The following is a 20,819-nucleotide window of genomic DNA, read 5'->3' as shown; positions in this document are numbered from 1 at the left end:
CCGGCAGGATCCACTCGGTGATCCGTATTTCCGCTGTTTCCGCGCTCAACGCGTGGCTCGACGAGCGCAACGACTTCGAGGGTGGCCACTTGGCGCGGGTCGAGCGGTCAGCAACCGGTGCGGCCACCCTCGAGTTCGAAGAATACGTCGAGCGAGGGTTGCGACCGGGAGATATCTCGGTGGTCGAGGTCTACGAGCTGGCGGCCGCGGCTCCGATCGAGTTCGAAGTGCCGGCCGCGCAGGGTCCCATATACAACTTGGAAGGCGTCGAAACCGACGATCTCGGTGGGCACATAGTCGTTCGGATCGACGAAGGGCGGGTTCGACTGATCGCCGACGAGGTGACGGTTCGGCATATCGCGACGAAGCGCCGACGCACCGAGCCGTGGGTGTCCGACGAGTTCACTGTCACAGTCGACGCCCGCCACGATGATCGGTTCTGGTCCGCCCGCGCCGGCGAGGTGCTGGGAACACCGGTCGTGTGGAGGGTCTTGGGTGGTCGAGCACCACGCGAGCCGGGACTGGACACAGACGGGTGTTTCTTGCAGACCCCGTCTCGATTGGCGGAGACGGACTACGGCGTCTTCTGTGTACGGCACGCTGGACGCGTGACCATGCGCCGTTACGGCGCGGCCGACGCGGACCTGTGGCGGGCGGTGCGACTGGTCGCCGCCGATTTCGACAGGATCACATCGGGCAATTGCGTCTTCGATTCGGCCGATTGGATGTCCTACCTGACCACGAACCAGCTCCCACCCGATGAAAGGTTGCGCGACGTCCGGCCGACCTGAACAGTCGAAGGGACCGGGCCGGCCCCGCGTCACCCGAGGTCGGCCCGCCACCGCCAGCACAGCGCATTCAGCCGTGTCGTCGCACATCCGGCCGAGAGCACCGGCTCGTTGCCCGACTTGCCACGACTGCGACCCGCAGATCGCCGGGCTCGGGTTGTCACGGTTCTTCCAGTAGGTGTGTTGCCGAGCGGTGAATCTTGTCGAGCGCGGTGAGAAGGCATCGGCGTTCGGATTCGGTGAGATCCGCGGTTACCCGGCTCTCCAGCGATTTTCTGTTGTCCTCGATCGTTTCCTGTAGGCCCCGCCCTTTGTCGGTGAGCCACAACCGGACGAGCCGGTTGTCGTTCGGGTCGCGGCGTCGCGTGAGCAATCCGGTCTCTGTCATGCGATTGGCCATCTTGACGATCGTCGGCGTCGTGACATTCAGTGCAGCGGCGACCTCGCCCGGTGTCCGGCCGTCGTCGTTCCACAGCACGCCGAGCACCAGATCCTGACCCGGATACAGCCCGTGCGGGCGCACACTCCGCTCCACGAGCGCCCGCAGCAGCTTCGAGGTACGGCTGTGCAGGTCGAGGAATTCGGGCATCGTAACCTCCTGAGCTGCGGTGAAACCTGTCACGCCAGCACGGTTGCCATTAAGTCGTTAGCCGTCTATCGTTTGTCATTAGCCAGCTAATGACTTGGAGTGATGATGATACTTGTCACCGGCGCCACCGGAAACATCGGTCGCGAACTCGTGCGCGAACTCGCCGCCGAGGAGGCCGAGTTCCGGATTTTCGTCCGCGATCCGCGACGCGCCGCCGACCTGCCGGAACGAGCCCACCGCGTGGTCGGCGACCTGGACGACCCGAGCACCTACGCCGCGGCGCTCGACGGCGTCGACCGCCTGTTCCTGCTCGTGCCCGGTATCGGTCTCGACCACACCCGCGACATGGTCGCGGCGGCGCGGGCAGCCGGGGTCGGCCTGATCGTGCTGCTGTCGTCGTACAACGTCATGGGCGATCCGCTGCCCGCAATGGGGCGCTGGCACCACGAACGCGAGACGATCGTCCGAGACTCGGGCATCCCGAATACGATTCTGCGGCCCGGTGGATTGATGACCAACGCCCTGGAATGGGCACAGGTCATCCGCACCGGCGGCGTCGTCGACGACCCCACCGGCCCCGGCAGATACGCGCCGGTCGATCCGGCGGATATCGCCGCGGTCGCCGCCGTCGCACTCACCGAAGACGGTCACCAGGGCAAGGAGTACTGCCTCACCGGCGACGAGATGTTCACGATCGCCGAACAGATCGCGGTTGTCGCGGCCGCGATCGGCCGTGACATCGAAGTCCGCGAAGCCGCGACACCCGAGCAAGCCGTCGCGTCCCGTTACCCCAACGGCGCTCCCCCGGCTCTCGCTGACGCGATCCTCGAAGGATTCACGCTGATGCGCCGCGACACCACCGGATTCCGCACCGACACCGTCGAGTGCATTCTCCGCCGCCCGGCCCACACTTTCGCGGACTGGTGCACCCGCAACATCGATGCGTTCCGCCCCGATCACGCCGTTCGCAACACCTGATATCCGGATCGCCCCGCCATGCGGTCAGCGTGGGAGCATCTCCTCCCAGGTGCGGTGGCTGCCGGACACCAGATCGGTCTGGCGGTACAGCCGGCCGTCCGATCCCATGTACTCGCCCGTGCTGGGGTCGTACTGGGCGAACGCGACGGTCGGCGCCCCACCCGGCGCGGGTGACGTATCGGCGGCCGGTGCGTTGCCCGGGGGCGGGGAGAACCGGGAGTCCGGCGGAACACCCTGCTCTTCCAGCTCCGGATCGCGCGGATACGGCCCCACCACGGGTTGTTCCGGCGCCACCGGGACGAAATCCTGGTCACTGTCGCAAATGGCGGCCGTCGGAGCTCTTTTGGCGGGATTGCCGGCGCACGGGATATTGCGTGCGCCGCGCACCGCGACTGCATGATTTTGCGGCAGTTTGCAGTACAGATTGTCCGGGGTATCGATGGTGGTGACATCTTGCGGCGACCGCCACTCCGACGGCGGCAGGAAGCCGACCGTACAGGCCGGTGGATCGGAGACACCGCTGACCCGGAAGTCACCGATACCCAGTCCGGACGCGTTCTTGGTCGGCTGCACCGCCTGGACCAGCGACACCGCCGGCGGGAGCAACACCAGCAGCTGTTCCAGGCCCGCGTTGTAGGTGACGGCGAGCCGGCCCACCGAGGTCAGGTTGGACAGCAGCACCGGAAGCGTGAGCTTTACCGAGTCGAGTAGCTCCGATACCTCGTCGGCGAAACCCGGCCCGGAGTGCAGCAGTGTCCGGATCTGCGGATCGTTCGCCACCAACTGCCCGGTCACATCGGCGGTGGAGCGGGTCCAGATCCGGATCGCGTCCGCCGACTGGACCTGGGAATCCAGCAGCGGGGCCGCGTCCTGCACCAGCGTCCGGGTCTGCTCACCGACACCGTTCATCGTCTCGGTCAGCTGCTCGGCCGAGGTGAGCAGCGAATCGAGATCGTTGCTCGCGCCGTTGACGCCCGCGAACATCTCGTCGAGCAGCCGGCGCAGATCGTCTTTCGGAATCGTGCCGACGAGCGCGCTGAGCCGATCCAGCATCGGGCCCACGGGCTGCGGGATCTCGGTATCGCGGCGCTCGACGGTGGCGCCGTCGTACAGGTAGGGCGGAGAATCGGTGCGCGGCAGCAGATCCACGTACTGCTCACCCACCGCCGAGACGCTGCGTACCTCGGCCGTCAGATCGGCCGGGATACGGTGAGCGCCGTCGATCGCCAGCTTCGCCCGCACGCCGTCCCCGGCCAGCTCGACGCTGGTCACCTTCCCCACCTGGATCCCGCGGTAGGTCACGTTGCCGAACCGGTAGAGCCCACCGGCCTCGGGAAGTTCCACCGTCACCTCGATGGTGCCGATACCGGCCAGGGTCGGCAGCTTCATATAGAACACCGACATCACGACCAAGCCGATCACCGACAGGACACTGAAGATGATCAGCTGAGCGCGGACGAAGCGGGACAGCAGCATCAGTTGCCTCCGATTCCGGGCGGCAGGGGTATCTGAGGTAGCGGAATCTGCGGCAACGGGAACGGCAGACCGGGCGCCGGTGCGGGAGGCGGAGCCGGTACGGGGGCCGGCTCCGGGGCAGGAGCAGGAGCGGGGGCGGGGGCCGGGACCGGGGGCGCGGCGACACCGAATCCGAGCGGATTCTTGGTCTGCTCCGCATATCCCGGGTCGCCGACGGCCGCCTGGATGACCGCGGTGGGATCACCCCACGGAGTGCCCAGCAGCAGTTCGCGACGCAATCGCGGGATCGTCAGATCCACCGTCGCGAACAGGTTGATGAAATCACCGCGCACCCCGTTGTCGACCAGGTACTGCCCGTACGGGAACACGGTCGCGAACGCGATCGCCTTGTTGATGTCGGGCCCGACCTCGGCCAGCGCCCGCAGCGTCGGTTCCAGATTGCGCAGATTGGTGAGCAGATCGTCGTGCACGGTGTTCAGGACACCGGAGGTGGTGTCGCTGAAGGTGCGCAACCGGTCGAGGGCGGTGACCAGATTCGGCCGCTCCGCGAGCAGCACGTCCAGTGCCGGCGGGATCTTGTGCAGGGCGTCGGTGAGCACGTCCCGCTGCGCGGCGAACGTGCCGCCGAGCCGGTTGAGACCGTCGATCGTGGCGACGATATCGGAGCGCTGGGCGTCGAGTGTGCCGAGGAAGACGTCGAGGCGGTCCAGTAGCGCGCGGATATCGGTCTCCCGGCCCTCGAACGCCGCGCCGAGGCTGCCGACGATATCCCCGATCTGCCCCAGACCGCCGCCGTTGACCACCACCGACAGCGAGGCCAGGGTCTGCTCGGTCGAGGGGTAGGTCGCGGTGTCGTCCAGTTCGATCCGGGCACCGGACTGCAGCTGCCCGCGCGGCTGCTGACCGGGCGGCGGATCCAGGGCCAGGTGCATCGAACCGAGCAGGCTGGTCTGCCCGACCCGGGCCTGCGCGTTCGCGGGCACCACGTCGCCGGGCTGGATGGATACTTCCACCAGCGCGTGCCAGTTCTCGACGTGGATATCACCGATACTGCCGACCACCACATCGTCGATCAGGACCGGCGAATTCGGCGTCAGCGTCCCGACATCGGCCATTTCCACGTACAGCGTCGTCGCGTCGGGACCACGGCCGATGGCGCCCGGCAACGGTAGCGAGTTCACCCCGTCCCAGGCGCACCCGGAAGCGGTCACCACCACGCACGCACAGCCCATGACAGCCCTGCGCAACTTTCGTCGACGTCCCGGTGTCGCCATGGGGTCACCGCCCGCCGGGGAAGAGGATATCGGCGAGGGTGGGCGCCGGGGGCGGGGGCGGGGCGGCGGGGTTCACCGCTTGCGCCGCCGGAACCAGGTCGGGTTCGCTGTAGATGACATTGTCCGGCGACGCCGACGGGCCGAGACCCGGATTCACCGGCACCGGCAGATAGTTGAAGTTCATCAGTCCGAGCACCGGCCCCAGATAGTCGCGGCATTTGCGCGCCGCTTCCGCGGCGCCGATGTTCTCCACGCTGGCGATGCCGCCGCAGACGAACTCGATCGGATTGGAGAAGTTGTTCAGCACGAAAACCCCTGCCTCGGTACCGGTATCGGGGTTGTAGATGTTGTAGAAGTTGGCCAGGCTGGTCGGGAAGATGTGCAGCAGCTCCTCGAGTTCGCCGCGATTGTCCACGAGGTTCTGGGTGACGTCGGCGAGCCGTCCCACCTGTTCACTGGCCTTGTCCCGGTTCTCCGAGACGAACCGCTGGACCTCCCCGACCGCGATGGAGAGATTGTTCAGCGCCGCGTCGAGATCGGAGCGGCTGTCGGCCAGCACACTGGTGAGCGTCGCGAGCCGGTTCTGGAACTGCACGATCTGCACATTGCTGTCGCGCAGCGCGGTGACGAAGACCTGGAGATTCTTGATGGTGTCGGCGATATCGCCGCTGCCGGCGGACAGGATCCGGCCCACTCCGGACAGCTGTGCCAGCACCTGCCGCAGTTTGTCGCCGTTGCCGGCGAGAGCGTCGGCGGCGCTGTCGATGAACCGGCCGGCGGGACCGGAGCTCTGGTCGCCGTCGGGTCCCAGTTCGGTGGCCAGCCGAGTGAGCTGTGTTTTGATCTCGTCCCATTCCACCGGTACCGCGGTGCGTTCCAGCGGGATCACCGCATCGTCCGGCAAGGTCTCGCCCTGCCCTCGGTAAGCGGGGGTGAGCTGCACATATCGGGAGTCGACGAGACTCTGCGCGACGATGACCGCACCTGCCTCGGCCGGAACCCGCACACCCCGGTCCAGGTGCAGTTCCATCTCCACCGTGGCGCCCCCGGGCCGGATATCGGCAATCGTGCCGACTTTCACCCCGGAGATCCGCACATCGTCACCCGGGTAGATGGCGGTGGCTGTGCTGAAGATCGCGCGGACCGTGAGGGGCGCGAGCAGTGTCCGATTCACCACGACGAACGCGGCGAGAACCACCGCGACCGCCAGCGCGCCCGCGGCCACCCGCCCGATCAGTTTCCGGTTCATCGTGGCGCTCCCGGTTGCGGTGCGGGTGGTTGCGGGATCGACCCGCCGAACGCGGCGTCCACGAACGGCCGGATCCATTGCGCCGGGATCAGGTTGGCGACGTAGGCGTTGTAGAACGGGCCGCCCGAGACGGCCTCGCCCTGGGTGAGCGATGCTTTGGCCAGGCCCGGAATGGCCTTGGCTATATTGTCCCGATTGCGTTGCAGGAGTTCGGCCACCGAGTTCAGCCGGTCCAGGGCCGGCCCCAGCTCGGCTTCGTTGTCGGCGACCAACTGGGTGAGCTGGTCGGCGACGGCCGCGGTGTTGGCCAATAGGGTCGCGATCGCCTGCCGACGCTCGTCGAGCACTCCGATCAGCGTATTGGCGTTGAGCAGCATGGTGTTCACCTGCCCGCTGCGGTCGGCGAGGATCCCGGTGACCTCCCGCGAGGCTTTGAGCAGGTCGCTGAGCGCGGTATTGCGGCTGTTGACGGATTTCGACAGTTCCGACAGCCCGTCGAACGCCGGACCCAGCTGCGGGGCGATCGTATCGAGGGTGGAGGAGAGCAGGTCCAGCGAACTGTTCAGCGAATCGGTGTCCATCGCGCCGGCATTGGTGGTGAGATCGCCGAGCGCGTCGGTCAGCGAGTACGGCGAGGAGGTGCGTTCGACGGGGATGGTGGCCAGCGGGCGCAGATTCTCCTCGCCCCGCGAGACCAGCGTCATTATCCGTTTACCCAGCAGCGAACCGGTTTTGATCTGCACGGTGCTGTCGGCGCCGACCGGGACCGAGCTCCGCACAGTGAACACCACCAGCGCGTCACCGTGCTCGAGTGCGACATCGGTGATCGTGCCGACCTGAACGCCCGACACGATCACCTCGTCCCCGGCTTCCAGTCCGCCCGCCTCTTCGAAAACGGCCTGATAGCGCACGGTCGTGCCCCAGGCGATCACCTGCTGCGACTGCAGCCCCAAAGAGATGACACAGACGATGAGCACGATCCCGACCAGGCCGTGCCGCAGCAGATGTCTTCCGCGGTATCGAAACATCTCAGGGAGCGCACCTTCCGTCGGTCTGTACGGCTGCGGGGATCTCGACGACCTGCCCGGACAGGTCATTGACCCGGATGGTCAGATCGCACAGGTAGTACTGGATGAAGTTGCCGTAGGCCCCGGTGCGCACCAGCTTCCGGAAGTTCTCCGGAGCTTTCTGCAGGGCCGTGTCGAGGGTCTGGCTGTCGTCGTCGATATTGGCGGCCAGCTGATTGACCTGATCGATCGCGCCGGCCAGCGGCGGGCGGCCCTGGGTGAGCAGATCCGCGACCGTGGCCGTACCCGATTCCAGCGAATCGATCGCGGCCGCGATCGGGTCGCGGTCGTTGCTCAGCTGGGTGATCAGCTGTTCGAGCCGGTCCACCAGGCCGGAGAACTCACCGCCCTCGGACGCCAGCGTCGTCATCACCGTGTTCAGGTTGTCGATCAGCTGTTCGATGATCTCGTTGTTGTCGGCCAAGGCGGCGGAGAACGAGGCGGTCCGGCCCAGGATGGAATTCACCGTGCCCTCCTTGCCCTGCACGATCTCCAGCAGCGACCAGGTCAGCGCGTTCACATCCCGGGCGTTGAGGCCCTGGATCACCGGTTTCAGACCGCCCAGCAGCAGATCCAGATCCAGTGCGCCGGCCGTGTTCTCCTGCGGGAGCTGCCCGCCGGCGGGCAGTTCGTTACCCGGGCGATCGGTGAGCGCGAGATAGCGGTCGCCGACGAGATTCAGATACCGCACCGCTACCTGGGTCCCGGTGGTCAACGGCAGGGAGCGGTCGGCGTCGAAATCCACCCGTACCCGCTTGTCCTGCTCCAGCGTGACACCGCGCACCGAGCCCACCACCACCCCGGAGACCCGCACCGTGTCGCCGGTGCGCAGACCGGACGAATCGGCGAAAACTGCCGAGTACTCAGTGGTGGAGCCGCTGCGGTACTCCCCGAACACGAGGATCAGGCCGGCCGAGAGCACCACCATCACCACGGCGAAAATCCCGAACTTCAGCAGCGGGGTGTTCCGGTTGCTCATCAGGGTGCTCCCTTCCCGGCCGCGGTCGGTCCGAACAGCGCTCGGGCCAGTGAGTCGGTATTCAAGGTGAGCTCGGGACGGAACGGACCGGCCTGCGGGTTGGCGCCCACATCGGTGACCACGAACGGCGGAAAGTCCTCGTAACCCACCGGCAGCATCGAGCACTGAGGTCCGCCCGAGGCCGCCACTTTCGGCAGATGGTCCGGATACTTATAGGGCTCCACACCCCAGAGGAAATTCGCCGACAACCCGATCCCCGGCACGTGCACGGGTGTCACCGACGCGAGATAGCCGAGTCCGTCCAGCGCGCAGGTGAGCGCCGGGTGGTACCGGTTGGTGAGGTCGGTGGTGGGCACCAGCGCGTCGAGGCTGCTCACCAGACCCGGCCCGTTGTCGCCGACTACCCGGTTACCGGTATCGGCGAGCCCGATCAAGCTCATGAGCAGCACATCGAGTTGCTGCTGCTCCGCCACCAGGGTCCGGCCCAGCTGGGTGGTGTTGCGCACGGTGTCCAGCAGAGCGGGCGCGGCGTCGGCGTAGGTCCCCGCGACCTGCGGCGCCATCGCGAGATCGGCGCGCAGCGCCGGTAATCCCGGTTCCAGCTCAGCCAGGAACGACTCCAGATCGACCATCATCTGGCCGACGCGGTCCCCGCGCCCGCGCATCGCGTTGGCCAGCGCGCCCAGGGTTTCGTTGAGCTTCTCGGGCTGGATCTCGCCCAGTACCTGGGTGAGTTGTTCGAACACCGTGTTGATCTCGACCGTCACACTCTGGACGTCGAACACCTGTCCCGGTTCGAGATGACCCGCCGACGGCCGCTCGGGCGGCACCAATTGGATGTATTTGGCGCCGAATACGGTGGTGGACGCGATATCGACGGTCACGTCGGCGGGAATACGCGCGAGGTTGCCGCGATCGATCGCCAACCGGATCTCGGCAGTACCGTCCGCGCGTTCGGCGATGGAGGACACCGCGCCGACGGTCACGCCGCGCAGTTTCACCTCCGCGTCCGGATACATCACCAGGCCGGCCCGCGGTGAATGCACCGTGACCCCGGCCGTATCGGCGAACCCGCCCCGGAAAAGGGTCACGGCCAGTAGCACGATCGCCGTCCCGGCGGCGATCGCGGCCAGGCCCGCCGCCGGTCGCGCGGCGCCGGCCAGGAACCGCAACCGGTCACGCCGACGCCGGGTTCCGGACCGAGCCCGCGGGCCGGTCGGCGGACCGCCCGCCCGCGCCTGAGTTTCGTTTGCCACCAGCGCCATCCCTACCCCGACAGCTCGAAGTTTCCGTTGGATCCGTAGACGGCGAGCGAGACCAGCAGCGTCACCGTGACCACCCCGATCAGTGATGTCCGCACCGCGTTGCCCACGGCCGTTCCCACCCCGGACGGTCCGCCGGCGGCGAAGAACCCGAAGTAGGTGTGGATGAGCAGAATGGTGATCGCCATGAGGATCGCCTGCAGGAACGACCACAGCAGATCGATCGGATTCAGGAACGTGGCGAAATAGTGGTCGTACAGCCCCGAGGACTGTCCCAGGATCACCACGGTGGTGAACCGGCTGGCGAGGAAGGAGGCGACCACCGCGATGGCGTACAGGGGCGTGATCGCGACCATTCCGGCCACGATCCGGGTGCCGACCAGATAGGCGATCGGCTCTATCGCAATGGATTCCAGCGCATCGATCTCCTCGTTGATGCGCATGGCGCCGAGCTGGGCCGTCACACCGGCCCCGAACGTCGCCGCCAGCCCGATACCCGCCATCACCGGCGCGGAGATCCGGACGTTGATGAACGCGGACAGGAACCCGGTGAGCGCCTCGATCCCGATGTCGCCGAGTGAGCTGTAGCCCTGAACCGCCAGGGTGCCGCCGGCGGCCAGCGTCAGGAAGCTGACGATCACCACGGTGCCGCCGAAGGCCGCCAATGTGCCCGCGCCCATGCTGATCTCCGCGATCAGCCGGATCGTCTCCCTCTTGTAGCGCCAGGCCGCCATCGGCGCGAAGGCCAGTGCCTTGACGTAGAAGATGGCGTGGTCGCCGACCCGGCCCAGCACATCCACCGGTTTTCGCAGTCTGCGGATCAAAATCGGATAGCGGGCCGTCAGTACCTCGGAGGCCGTCATCGGATACCTCCTCTCACCCGGTCGTCAATTGGATGCCGATGGCCGTGACCATCACATTGATCGCGAACAGCGACATGAACGCGTAGACCACTGTCTCGTTGACGGCGTTGCCGACAGCTTTGGCGCCGCCCGTGACGATCAGCCCGCGGTAGCAGGCGACCATCCCGGCGACGAACCCGAAGAGCAGGGCTTTCACCGAGGAGATGATGACCTCGTTGATCCCGGTGAGCAGGGTGATCCCGGCGACGAACGCGCCCGGATTCACGTCCTGCACGTACACCGAGAAGACGTAGCCGCCGACCACGCCGATGATGCAGACCAGGCTGTTGAGCAGCACCGCCACCAGCCCGGAGGCCAGCATCCGCGGTGTGACCAGCCGCTGTACCGGGTCGATCCCGAGTACCTCCATGGCCGCGATCTCCTCCCGGATGGTCCGGGAGCCCAGGTCCGCGCACATCGCGGTGGCGCCGGATCCGGCCACGATCAGCACCGTCACCATGGGGCCCACCTGGGTCACCGCACCGAATGCCGCACCGGCGCCGGAGAGATCGGCGGCGCCCAGCTCGCGCAGCAGGATATTGAGCGTGAAGCTCACCAGCACGGTGAACGGGATCGCCACCAGCAGGGTGGGCACCAGCGAGACCCGCACGATGAACCACGCCTGTTCGAGGAACTCCCGGGTCTGGAAGGGCCGGCGGAAGGCGAATCGCACCGCGTCGGCGGTCATGGCGAACAACCCGCCCACTGTCTGGAGAGGTCCTTCGAACCGGTCCTTGACCTGTATCCAGTACGGGGTGCGGGTGGTCATCCGAACCTCACGGCATCGAAAAATGGTGCCGCCGTGCCGATCAAGCGGTCCCTCGGCAGACCGGGGTCCCGCCCGGGCAACGCGGAATTCGGCATCGATGTGCTCCTGTCGAACGATCGACGGCTCGGTGGGCTGTGCCGGGCGGCGCGACTCCACCGAGACGGGGCGGCCGCTGGCGGGCCGCGGCGCGACGAGCGGTATCCGGGGGCGGCTACGGATCACGATCCGATGGCTGATGCCGTCTCAGCCGGTCTGCTTTCGTCTGACTCGGTACTGGAAATGTCATTCTCGATTTCCAATAGGATGACATCCGTATTGAGAGAATTCAATACTTGGCGACAAGTTTCCGGGAACGCCCAGGCAGATCGGGCAAACCACACCGGGACAGCAACGAAAAGCCCTCGAACAGGCATGATTCCCCCACGCATCGATCAGATAAACCCCCGCGACAACCCCGAGCCATCGCCGGAATTGTGAAATTCAACGTTTCAAATCGGGGCCGACTCTTCGGCCCCGACAGTGAATTCGCATTAATGCGTACGAGTCGCACCGAGAACTTCCCACCCCGGCATCGCCCTCACATCGGCGAAACTCGAAAAAAACAGCGGCGAATTCGCCACTCCGACCGCTCGCTCCGCCACGTCCGCCCGCGACGGTGACACTGTCCGGGCCAGCGCGTCACCGCGCCGACCCGGCTCGGCCACCGATATCGACCTACCTACTCACACGGCGTCGACCGGCGCGAGCGCGAGAAGGCTATCGGCGAAGATCAGACCGCGGGAACCAGATCCGCACAGAAGGGCGCGTATTCCATCGCGCCGCTGCGGAATATCTCGCTCGGCGTCACCGCGGTGGGCGACAGCCCGGCGGCGACCATCGCCTGCGCCTTGAACGCCCGCGCGGCACAACTCAGCCGGTGCAGCACCGGATCGACACCGTGATCCTGGCCGGCCGGCCAGCCGTCGCCCCAGACGACGACCTCGATTCCCCGATCCTCGAGGGCCCGCAGTACACCCTTGCGGGCCCGGCCGTCCCTACTACAGACATCGGCGTTCACCGCCAGCGCCTGCGGCAGCCGTCCGGGAACCTCGGTGGCCAGCACGGCGTCGAGTTCGCGCACCTCGGCGCCCAGTATCTTCAGCGGCCGGATATCGGAGGGCTGAGCGAGCAGTACCGTCACCTCCCACCCGGCGACGGATCGATCGAACAACCATCCGCCGGCGAACTGGACCGCGTCTGCCACGGTCGCCGCCACCACATCGAGCCGGTACCTCATCACATCTCCTTCGCCGCCAAGTCGCGGGCCAGCGACTCGGTGTAACCGTTGAATACGTCGGCCAGCGGGATCGAACGATCGAGCAGCCATGAGATCTCCATTCCGTTCAAGAAGGCGACGATTTCCACCGCACGCATCCGTGGATCGATATCGCGCCGGTACCGGCCGCTGTCCTGGCCTCTGCGAATCGCTTGGACGACGAGCTCGACAGCGGTATGCCACCGATCGAGCATCCGATCGTGCAGCGGCGCCTCGGGCGTCAGGTTTTCGACGAGCAGCACCACGAAGGTGCCGACCAGTTCCGGATGATCTTCCATCCGGGTGACCACCTTGCGGATCTCGACCAGGAGGTCGCCGCCGATATCGGCATCCTCGAGGTCCTGGGCGTCGCGTGCGTCGAGAACGGCGTGCAGCAACTGCTCTTTCGAGGAGAAGTGATGCAGCAACCCCGCGGAGGTCACCCCGGCCTCGCCGGCGATCTGCGCGAGAGTGGTGCTGCGCCAGCCGTTGCGGGTGAGGAGGCGCTGGGCTACGGCGAGAATCCGTTGCCGCCGATCCTCCCCCTTGGCAAGGAGTGAGGCATAGGGACGAGGAGCTGTCATGGTCCGAACCCCGATCTAACAAACCTAGTGAACACACAGTAGGTTGGTTTCGATCCTGTGACAAGGGTTACAGGGAAGTTGCCCGGCAATGGGTCTTCACGCGCAGATCGCGGATAGCGACGAACCCGAATCCACCCGTCCGGAACACTTCCGGCACCCGATGTGGAGCCCTGATGAAAATAGCATTCTCCCTGCCCCAGCCGCAGAATAACGGCGAAATCCGCAGGAGTCCGTAGAACGCCACTCTCGAATTGTGATAATGTCGTTTTCAGCTTGGCGGGTCACCACCCGAAACCCGGCCGCACGCACCGCCGATGCACAGGCTCGGAAAAAAATAGCCGGTCGGCATCACTCCGTGACGGCCGCAGCAGCCCGGGATCACGACCGCCGACGGCACATCGCGAATCAAACGATCTGGAGGGTCCCGATGCCGACTTCGCCCAGCAGTGCTCCGCTGTACCCCCCGCAGGGGTTCGGCCCGCCGAAGGACCGCCAGGGGCACGCCGAGGGCGCCCTCGGACTCCCCGCCGGCACCGAGGTCTTCTCGGCCGACAACCACATCTCGCTGGCCGACGACATCTTCTACGAACGTTTTCCCGAGGAACTCCGCGACAAAGCCCCCCGGGTGTGGTACGAGGAGGGCGCCTATCAGATCGGCCGCAAGGGAAAGTCGTTCCTGCCCGGCGATTTCAGCCGGGTGCTGATGCAGTACGACCCCCTCGAAGGTTCCGGTAGTACCAACCTCGAGGCGCGGGTCGCGGATCTGCGCGCCGACGGCATCGAGAAGGAGCTGGCGTTTCCCAATTCACTGCTGGCCCTGCTGTTCTACCCGGACAAGGCGGTCCGGGAACGCTGCTTCCGGATCTACAACGAATACATCGCCGCACTGCAGGAGCGGTCCGGCGGCACGCTGTACGGCGTCGGATTGATCAACTGGTGGGATCCCGAAGGCGCACGCCGGACCCTGTCCGAGCTGAAATCGCTGGGTCTCAAGACCTTTCTGCTGCCACTGTCGGCCGGTAAGGACGATGACGGCACCGTCATCGACTACGGCAGCACGTCGATGATCGGCGTCTGGGACGCCATCGAAGAATCGGGCGTGCCGGTCTCGCACCACATCGGCGAATCACCGCTTTCCGCACCGTGTGAAGTCAACAGCGTCGTGGTCGGGATGATGCACAATGTGGCGCCCTTCCGGGAGCTCTTCTCCAAGTACGTCTTCAGCGGGATCATCGACCGGCATCCGGGCCTGCAGATCGGCTGGTTCGAGGGCGGGATCAACTGGGTCGCCTCGGCGCTCCAGGACGCCGAACACATGAACGCGTCGTACCGGCACATGTACAACCGACCGCTGGAACACGAGGTGCGCCACTACTGGGCGAACCATATGCGAGCCTCGTTCATGGTCGACCCGCTGGGCCTGGCCATCATCGACCAGATCGGCGTGGACCGGGTGATGTGGTCGTCGGACTACCCGCACAACGAGAGCACCTTCGGCTACTCGGAGAAATCACTGGCCTCGGTCGTCGAGGCCGTCGGCCCCGCGGACGCCGCCCGCATCGTGAGCGGAAACATCAAGGAATTCCTGGGTGTATAGGCCGGGCAACGGCGAGAAGGACCAATTTCGATGACCGCTTTCCCCGCCGCGATCAGCGCGGCGACAGAGATACCCGACCTCCCGGACCGCGCCCGCATGCGCCGGGAGACCGGGGCACGCCTGCGTTCGGCCATGGCCGAACGAGGCGTGGACGCGGCGATCCTGCTGCTGAACAACAATGTCGTCTACGCGACCGGCGCGAACTGGCCGCTGGGCGATGCCGGGCTCGCCCATGTCGAGCGGCCGGTCGCGGTGGTGACGGTCGATGACGAATGGCCGCACCTGTTCCTGCCCTTCCGGGCCGGAGCCGCAGCCGAATCCGAGCTGCCCGCGGACCATCTGCATCCGCCGGTCTACCTCGAATTCGACGAAGGGGTAGCCGATTTCCGGCGCACACTGGCGGATCTGGTGCCCGCCGGCGCGACGTTCGCCGTCGACGAGTACACCGGCGCCATGCTGCGGGCCCGCAACCGGTTGTTCCCTGGCGACAAGCCGGTCGACGCCGCTACGGTCATCGGCCCCGCGAAACTGATCAAAACCCCCGACGAACTGTCCTGTATCCGCAAAGCCTGCCGGATCACCGAGGAAGCCATCGTCGATGTGCACACCGCGTTGGCCCCCGGACAGCGGCAGATCGACCTGTCCGCGGGCTTCGTACGGCGCGCGTTCGAACTCGGCGCCACCGCCACCATGCTCGACGCCATCTGGCAGGTCATGCCGGCGACCAAGGCCGACGGCGTCTGGACCAAGCACGGCGATCTCGCGCTACCGCTGCTCACCACCGAGCGAGAACTCGAAGCCGGTGATGTGCTGTGGACCGATGTCAGCATCACCTACAACGGCTACTGCTCGGATTTCGGTCGCACCTGGATAGTCGGGCAGGACCCGACACCCCGCCAGCAGGCGCAATACCGGCAGTGGCGGCACATCCTGGACGCGGTCCTCGCCCAGATCCGCCCCGGCGCCACCGCGGCGCAGCTCGGCGCCGCGGCCACCGAAGCGGCGGGCGGGCGCCGACCCTGGCTCCCGCATTTCTACATATCGCACGGCATCGGCGTGAGCGCCGCCGAGATGCCGATGATCGGCACCGACCTGGGCGCCGATTTCGACGAGAATTTCGTGCTCCGCCCCGGCATGGTGCTGGTCCTCGAACCCGTGGTGTGGGAGGACGGTACCGGCGGCTATCGCAGTGAGGAGATCGTGGTGGTAACCGACGGAGGCTGGATGCCTCTCACCGACTACACCTATGCCCCCTATGGCGACTGAGATCCTGCCGGACGATCGCGCGCTGCGGGTGGGCCGCCGCGAGCGCGTGCTGGCCCAGATGCACGCCCACGACCTCGATATCCTGATCGCCGGACGGCAGGCCAATGCCCGCTATCTGTCCGGTGCCCCACAGCTGTGGGTGGCCGGGACCCGGCCGTTCGGGCCGGTGGCCCTGATCGTGCGGAAGACCGGAGCGGTCCATCTGCACAGCACCTGGGACGAGGGTATCCCCGAGGACATCCCGCACGAGAACCTGTACGAGACCATGTGGGATCCCCGCAATCTCGTCGCGGTGCTGCGCGATATCGAGGGCGCGGCCGACGCCCGCCGGGTGGGGACCGACGCCCTGTCCCCCGCCTTCGCCGAGTTGCTGCCGATCGCGTTCCCCGGCGCCGAGATCGTCGACGGCGAACTCGCCTTCCGGACCGCGCGCCGGATCAAGACCGCGGCGGAGATCGAGACGATGCGTGCCGGACTGCGGGTCGCCGAACAGGGTCTCGCCGCCGGTCTGGCCGCGCTCGCGCCCGGAGTCACCGAACAGGCGCTGGCCGGGGTGCTGCTCGAGGCCTGCGCGGCGGGCGGTGTGAGCACCCCCGCCACCCAGGACGCGGCCTGGGTGACCGCCCGGGATCATCCGTGGCGGCGGGCCACCGAGGACCGGCGGGTTCAGGAGGGAGATCTGGTCGCCCTGTCCTCCGGCGTCCTCGGTGACGGTTACATCGGCGAGGTCGGGCGCACCTGGCCGGTCGGCCAGGCGTCTCCCGCGACCGAGAGACTCTATGGACGCTGGAACCGATTGTGGGACAACTTGATCCAGTCCTGCCGAGCCGGTGCGCCCGCGGCCGGACTGCTCGACGCCTATCTCACCGCGGGCGAGCCGCTGCCCGTGCTGCCGGTGGCTCGCGGGCTCGGCATGGGCTTCGATCCACCCGTCGTCACGCCGACGCTGCGCCGCACCGCCGAGTCCGAACTCCTGGAGCCCGGCATGGTGCTCGCGGTGACCGGTTATGTCTGGGCCGAAGGGGTCGGCGCCGTCTTCGGGCGGGACGCGGTGCTGATCGGCGAGAACGGTCCGCAGATCCTGACCTCGAGCCCACACCGGGAGCCGCGATGACCGCCCGGACCCCCGCCGGCGACGCCGAAGGCGCCGAGCGGGCGCCGGGTCGCGAACAACCGAGCGCCGAGGAGATCATCCGGTACACGAAGGACCCGGCGACCCGGATCGCGACCGTCACCTTCGACCGCCCCGATCAGCTCAACGCCCCCACTATGGCCGCCCGGCTGCGCTACGGCGATCTGATCCACCGGGCCAGTATCGACGACGACGTCAAAGTATTGGTGATCCGCGGCGCCGGTGACGATTTCGGCTCTGGGGCCGATCTCGGTGAGTTCATGGCCGTCCAGAACGACCCCGATCAGGGACCCCGGCTCAGCGAGTACAAGATCGGACCCGACGAGGTCCGGTATCCGCCCAAGGAATCGTTCCGGCACGGCGCCAGCATCAGCCAGTGGTACGCCAACGCCCAAGCGGGCTGCCGGAGCCTGCAGGAGTTCAAGAAGATCAGCATCGTCGAGGTCAAGGGCTACTGCTACGGCTGGCACTTCTACCAGGCCGCGGACGCCGATCTGGTGATCTCCTCCGACGATGCGCTGTTCGGGCACCCCTCGTTCCGCTATTACGGCTGGGGCCCGCGCATGTGGACCTGGGCCCAGACGATGGGGTTGCGCAAATTCCAGGAGATGGTGTTCACCGGCCGGGCGTTCACGGCGGCGGAGATGGCCGACTGCAACTTCCTCAACAGCGTCGTCACCCGCGACGAACTGGAGGCCGAGACCGATAAGTACGCCCTGGCGTGCGCCCGTAACCGGCCGACGGACACCGTGTTCATGCAGAAGGTCTTCTTCGAGATCATGAAACAGCAGCAGGGCGAGTACATGGGCAGCCTGCTCAGCGGCTTCTTCGAATCGATGGGCGGCCATATCCACGCCGACGACAACGATCTGATGCTGGACAACGCCTTCGACGACGGCCTGAACAACTCGGTCAAGGACAACGACAACCGGTTCCCACCGGATTTCCGATTGAGCAAATCGGGCCGCAAGAAGAAGGAATAGCGGGCACCACCGCGTTCCGCAGGGGGTTCGACCACACCGGCCCGGGCGTGCCGGTGTGCTGCACCCGCACCACAGTGCGGGTGCAGCGTGGTCTCCAGGGGCCGCCCACCGCCCGGAGTCGCCGCATCCGGGGTGTTCCGCAGAGGAGTCGAGACAGTGATGACAGCGAATCGGGCCGCGGGCCGGCATGGTTTCCCGGCGGGGCCGCCCCTGGCGGATTACGTCGTGGTCGATCTGTCGAGTGGGATCGCCGGCGCCTACTGCACCAAACTCCTCGCCGACGCCGGGGCCCGGGTGATCGCCGCCGAACCGCCGGGCGGCAATCCGCTGCGGCGCTGGTCGGCATCGGGTGCGGTCATCGAATCCGGTTCGGACGGCGCACTGTTCGCCTTCCTCGGCGGAACCAAGCACAGCATCGTGACCGATCCGGCGCTGACCGCGGACCGGGAGTTGCTCGACCGCCTGCTCGCCGAGGCCGACGCGGTGGTGTGGTCGCCCGGACCCGGCCCCGCCGACCTCCCGGAGTACAGTCCCGCCGTACTGCGCGACCGCCATCCGCATCTCGTCGTCACCGCGATCACGCCGTTCGGCCTCGACGGCCCCTGGGCTGGACGACCGGCCACCGAGTTCACCCTGCAGGCCTGGTCGGGCGGGATAGTCGGCCTGGGCCGGGGCGCTCCCGACCGTGCACCCCTGCACATCGGCGGTGACGTCGGCGAGTGGTTCGCCGGGGCTCACGCGGCGGCGAGCACGCTCACCGCCCGGCACCGGACGCTGACGACAGGGACCGGTGAACTCGTCGATCTGTCGGTTCTGGAAACTCAGATCCTGGGCCTGTCCTACTACCCGGTGTCCTTCTACGACACCGTGAACCGTCCGTTCCGCACCCAACGGCGGCTGAGCCGCCCCGGTGTCGCGACGGCCGCCGACGGACTGATCGCGGTCGGGTGCGGCACCGCCCAGCAATGGTTCGATCTGTGCGTCATGGTCGGGCATCCGGAATGGATCGACGAAGACCCCACTCCGGCCATCACCGAACGCGCGAACGAGAAGGCCGGCGAGATCGCCGCGTGGTTCGCCGCGCACAAGGTGGCCGAGATCCGCGATCTGGCCACGGCTTTCCGCATCCCGAACAGTCCCGTGGCCGACGGTGCGAATGTCACCGAACTGGATCAGCACCGTGCCCGCGACTTCTTCACTGTGAATCCGCGCGACGGTTTCGTCCAGCCCGGGCCACCGTTCCGGACCGTCCCCGCCGTACTACGCGATCCCGAACCAGCGCCCCGGCTCGGCGAGCACACCGACCACTACCGCGGCCGACGGCACTCCGCCGCACCGGATCGCCGCGATCGGCAGGCTCCCACCGGGTCCGCGCAACCGCTCCCGTTCCAGGGGCTGCGGGTGCTCGATATGACGACCTTCTGGGCGGGCCCCTCCTGCACCCATTTCCTGGCCCTGCAGGGCGCGGACGTGATCCATGTCGAATCGGCGCAGCGCCCCGACGGCACCCGGCTGATCGCGGGGGTACCGCTCGACGAGGACCGGTGGTGGGAGAAATCCGGGATCTTCTCCGGTCTCAATACGAACAAACGCGGTATCACCGTCGATTTCCGTGGCGCGCCGGGGCGCGAGATCCTGCGGCGGCTGGTCGCCTCCTGCGATGTCGTCGTGGAGAACTACACCCCGCGCGTCGTCGAACAACTGGGCCTGGATTACGACACTGTCCGCACCCTGCGCCCGGACGCGATCATGGTCAGGATGCCGGGGTTCGGTCTCGACGGCCCGTGGCGCGACAATCCGGCCTTCGCCTATGTGATCGAGGACGCCTCCGGTCTCACCACACGCACCGGGTATCCGGACCAGAACCCGGTCGAGCCCTACAGCCTCGGCGACCCGAACGCCGGGGTGCACGCACTGGTCGCCCTGCTGCTCGCCCTCGAACACCGTCGCCGCACCGGGGAGGGCATGCTGGTGGAGGCGGCCATGGTCGATGCCGCACTGAACATCACGGCCGAGCAGGTCATCGAATACTCGGCCTATGGCGCGCTGCTCGAACGCACCGGCAATCGGGGGCCGCACGCCGCGCCGCAGAACCTGTACCGCGCCGCCGGGCTCGACGAATTCGGCCGGCCCGACACCTGGATCGCGCTCGCCGTCACCACCGACGACCAGTGGGCGGCCCTCGTCGAGGTCCTGGGGGCTCCCGAGTGGGCGGCGGGGTCCCGGCTGCGCACCGTCGCGGGCCGACGGGCCGCGCACGACGAGATCGACGAACACCTTACGGCCTGGTTCGCCCAGCGCGCGGCCGGGGAGATCGTGGATCGGCTCTGGGGCGCCGGGATCCCGGTCGCCGAGGTTCTGCAACCGCATCGTCAGGCCGAGATCCCCCAGCTCGGCCATCGCGGATTCTTCGAACCGGTCGAACACCCGGTCAACCCGGCCGCCCGCCACAGTACGGTGGCGGCCCGTTTCTCCGCCGGCCCCGGCAAATACCACCGTGTCCACGCACCGCTACTCGGGCAGGACAACCACGCGGTGCTGACCGAACTCGGATACAGCGCAGCCGATATCACGGCGCTGGAGGACGGCGGGGTGGTGGGCGGGACACCGAAGTTCTGATCCGTTCGATC

General features: G+C 67.1%; 18 protein-coding genes. 7 read left to right on the top strand and 11 right to left on the bottom strand.

Annotated features, from left to right (window positions below):
• The first annotated feature begins 17 nt into the window (after window positions 1-17).
• The gene (locus OG804_RS00345; protein ID WP_328392622.1) at window positions 18-791 is read left to right on the top strand and encodes a hypothetical protein; all 774 of its coding nucleotides are present in this window, start codon (window positions 18-20) and stop codon (window positions 789-791) included.
• A gap of 157 nt (window positions 792-948) precedes the next feature.
• On the opposite strand, the gene OG804_RS00340 is transcribed toward OG804_RS00345, so the two are convergent.
• A complete protein-coding gene (locus OG804_RS00340; RefSeq protein ID WP_328392620.1) occupies window positions 949-1,377 on the bottom strand; it encodes a MarR family winged helix-turn-helix transcriptional regulator in 429 nt (142 codons plus the stop codon).
• A 102-nt stretch (window positions 1,378-1,479) separates the two neighbouring features.
• Here OG804_RS00340 and OG804_RS00335 point away from each other — a divergent pair, with 102 nt between their 5' ends.
• The gene (locus OG804_RS00335) at window positions 1,480-2,355 is read left to right on the top strand and encodes an NAD(P)H-binding protein (protein ID WP_328392618.1); all 876 of its coding nucleotides are present in this window, start codon (window positions 1,480-1,482) and stop codon (window positions 2,353-2,355) included.
• A 24-nt stretch (window positions 2,356-2,379) separates the two neighbouring features.
• Here OG804_RS00335 and OG804_RS00330 read toward each other — a convergent pair whose 3' ends face one another.
• From OG804_RS00330 to OG804_RS00285, 10 genes are all read right to left on the bottom strand, one after another.
• Entirely contained in the window at window positions 2,380-3,828 is a 1,449-nt protein-coding gene (locus OG804_RS00330; RefSeq protein WP_328398172.1) for an MCE family protein, read from the bottom strand.
• Between the two features lie 2 nt (window positions 3,829-3,830).
• Window positions 3,831-5,105, bottom strand: coding sequence for an MCE family protein (locus OG804_RS00325; protein WP_328392616.1), 1,275 nt, complete (start codon window positions 5,103-5,105; stop codon window positions 3,831-3,833).
• Window positions 5,106-5,109: 4 nt separating this feature from the next.
• Window positions 5,110-6,354 carry an MCE family protein gene (locus OG804_RS00320; protein ID WP_328392614.1) on the bottom strand — a complete coding sequence of 415 codons (1,245 nt, stop codon included), beginning with the start codon at window positions 6,352-6,354 and terminating at the stop codon, window positions 5,110-5,112.
• On the bottom strand, window positions 6,351-7,382 hold the full coding sequence (locus OG804_RS00315) for an MCE family protein (RefSeq protein ID WP_328392612.1): 1,032 nt from the start codon (window positions 7,380-7,382) through the stop codon (window positions 6,351-6,353). Before OG804_RS00315 ends, OG804_RS00320 begins: the two co-directional genes overlap by 4 nt.
• A 1-nt stretch (window position 7,383) precedes the next feature.
• On the bottom strand, window positions 7,384-8,400 hold the full coding sequence (locus OG804_RS00310) for an MCE family protein (protein ID WP_328392610.1): 1,017 nt from the start codon (window positions 8,398-8,400) through the stop codon (window positions 7,384-7,386).
• A complete protein-coding gene (locus OG804_RS00305; RefSeq protein WP_442941840.1) occupies window positions 8,400-9,572 on the bottom strand; it encodes an MCE family protein in 1,173 nt (390 codons plus the stop codon). The genes OG804_RS00310 and OG804_RS00305 overlap by 1 nt, the downstream gene beginning before the upstream one ends.
• Window positions 9,573-9,667: 95 nt before the next feature.
• Window positions 9,668-10,525 (bottom strand): MlaE family ABC transporter permease, encoded by an 858-nt coding sequence (locus tag OG804_RS00300; RefSeq protein WP_328392605.1) that lies wholly within the window; start codon window positions 10,523-10,525, stop codon window positions 9,668-9,670.
• A 13-nt stretch (window positions 10,526-10,538) separates the two neighbouring features.
• Window positions 10,539-11,333, bottom strand: coding sequence for an MlaE family ABC transporter permease (locus OG804_RS00295; RefSeq protein ID WP_328392602.1), 795 nt, complete (start codon window positions 11,331-11,333; stop codon window positions 10,539-10,541).
• 769 nt (window positions 11,334-12,102) lie between these two features.
• On the bottom strand, window positions 12,103-12,609 hold the full coding sequence (locus OG804_RS00290) for a hypothetical protein (RefSeq protein ID WP_328392600.1): 507 nt from the start codon (window positions 12,607-12,609) through the stop codon (window positions 12,103-12,105).
• Complete coding sequence (locus OG804_RS00285) at window positions 12,609-13,211, bottom strand: TetR/AcrR family transcriptional regulator (protein ID WP_328392598.1); 603 nt, start codon at window positions 13,209-13,211, stop codon at window positions 12,609-12,611. Before OG804_RS00285 ends, OG804_RS00290 begins: the two co-directional genes overlap by 1 nt.
• Window positions 13,212-13,638: 427 nt before the next feature.
• On the opposite strand from OG804_RS00285, the gene OG804_RS00280 reads away from it, so the two are divergent.
• From OG804_RS00280 to OG804_RS00260, 5 genes are all read left to right on the top strand, one after another.
• Complete coding sequence (locus tag OG804_RS00280) at window positions 13,639-14,808, top strand: amidohydrolase family protein (protein WP_328392596.1); 1,170 nt, start codon at window positions 13,639-13,641, stop codon at window positions 14,806-14,808.
• Window positions 14,809-14,838: 30 nt separating this feature from the next.
• A complete protein-coding gene (locus tag OG804_RS00275; protein WP_328392594.1) occupies window positions 14,839-16,074 on the top strand; it encodes a M24 family metallopeptidase in 1,236 nt (411 codons plus the stop codon).
• Window positions 16,064-17,188, top strand: a complete 1,125-nt coding sequence (locus OG804_RS00270; protein ID WP_328392592.1) for a M24 family metallopeptidase — start codon at window positions 16,064-16,066, stop codon at window positions 17,186-17,188. Before OG804_RS00275 ends, OG804_RS00270 begins: the two co-directional genes overlap by 11 nt.
• Window positions 17,185-18,189 (top strand): enoyl-CoA hydratase/isomerase family protein, encoded by a 1,005-nt coding sequence (locus OG804_RS00265; protein ID WP_328392590.1) that lies wholly within the window; start codon window positions 17,185-17,187, stop codon window positions 18,187-18,189. The genes OG804_RS00270 and OG804_RS00265 overlap by 4 nt, the downstream gene beginning before the upstream one ends.
• Before the next feature lie 159 nt (window positions 18,190-18,348).
• Window positions 18,349-20,808, top strand: a complete 2,460-nt coding sequence (locus tag OG804_RS00260; protein ID WP_328392588.1) for a CaiB/BaiF CoA transferase family protein — start codon at window positions 18,349-18,351, stop codon at window positions 20,806-20,808.
• The last annotated feature ends 11 nt before the right edge of the window (window positions 20,809-20,819 follow it).

It is taken from the genome of Nocardia sp. NBC_00416 (assembly GCF_036032445.1).
Lineage (GTDB): Bacteria > Actinomycetota > Actinomycetes > Mycobacteriales > Mycobacteriaceae > Nocardia.
This window is presented reverse-complemented; position numbering and strand designations above follow the sequence as displayed.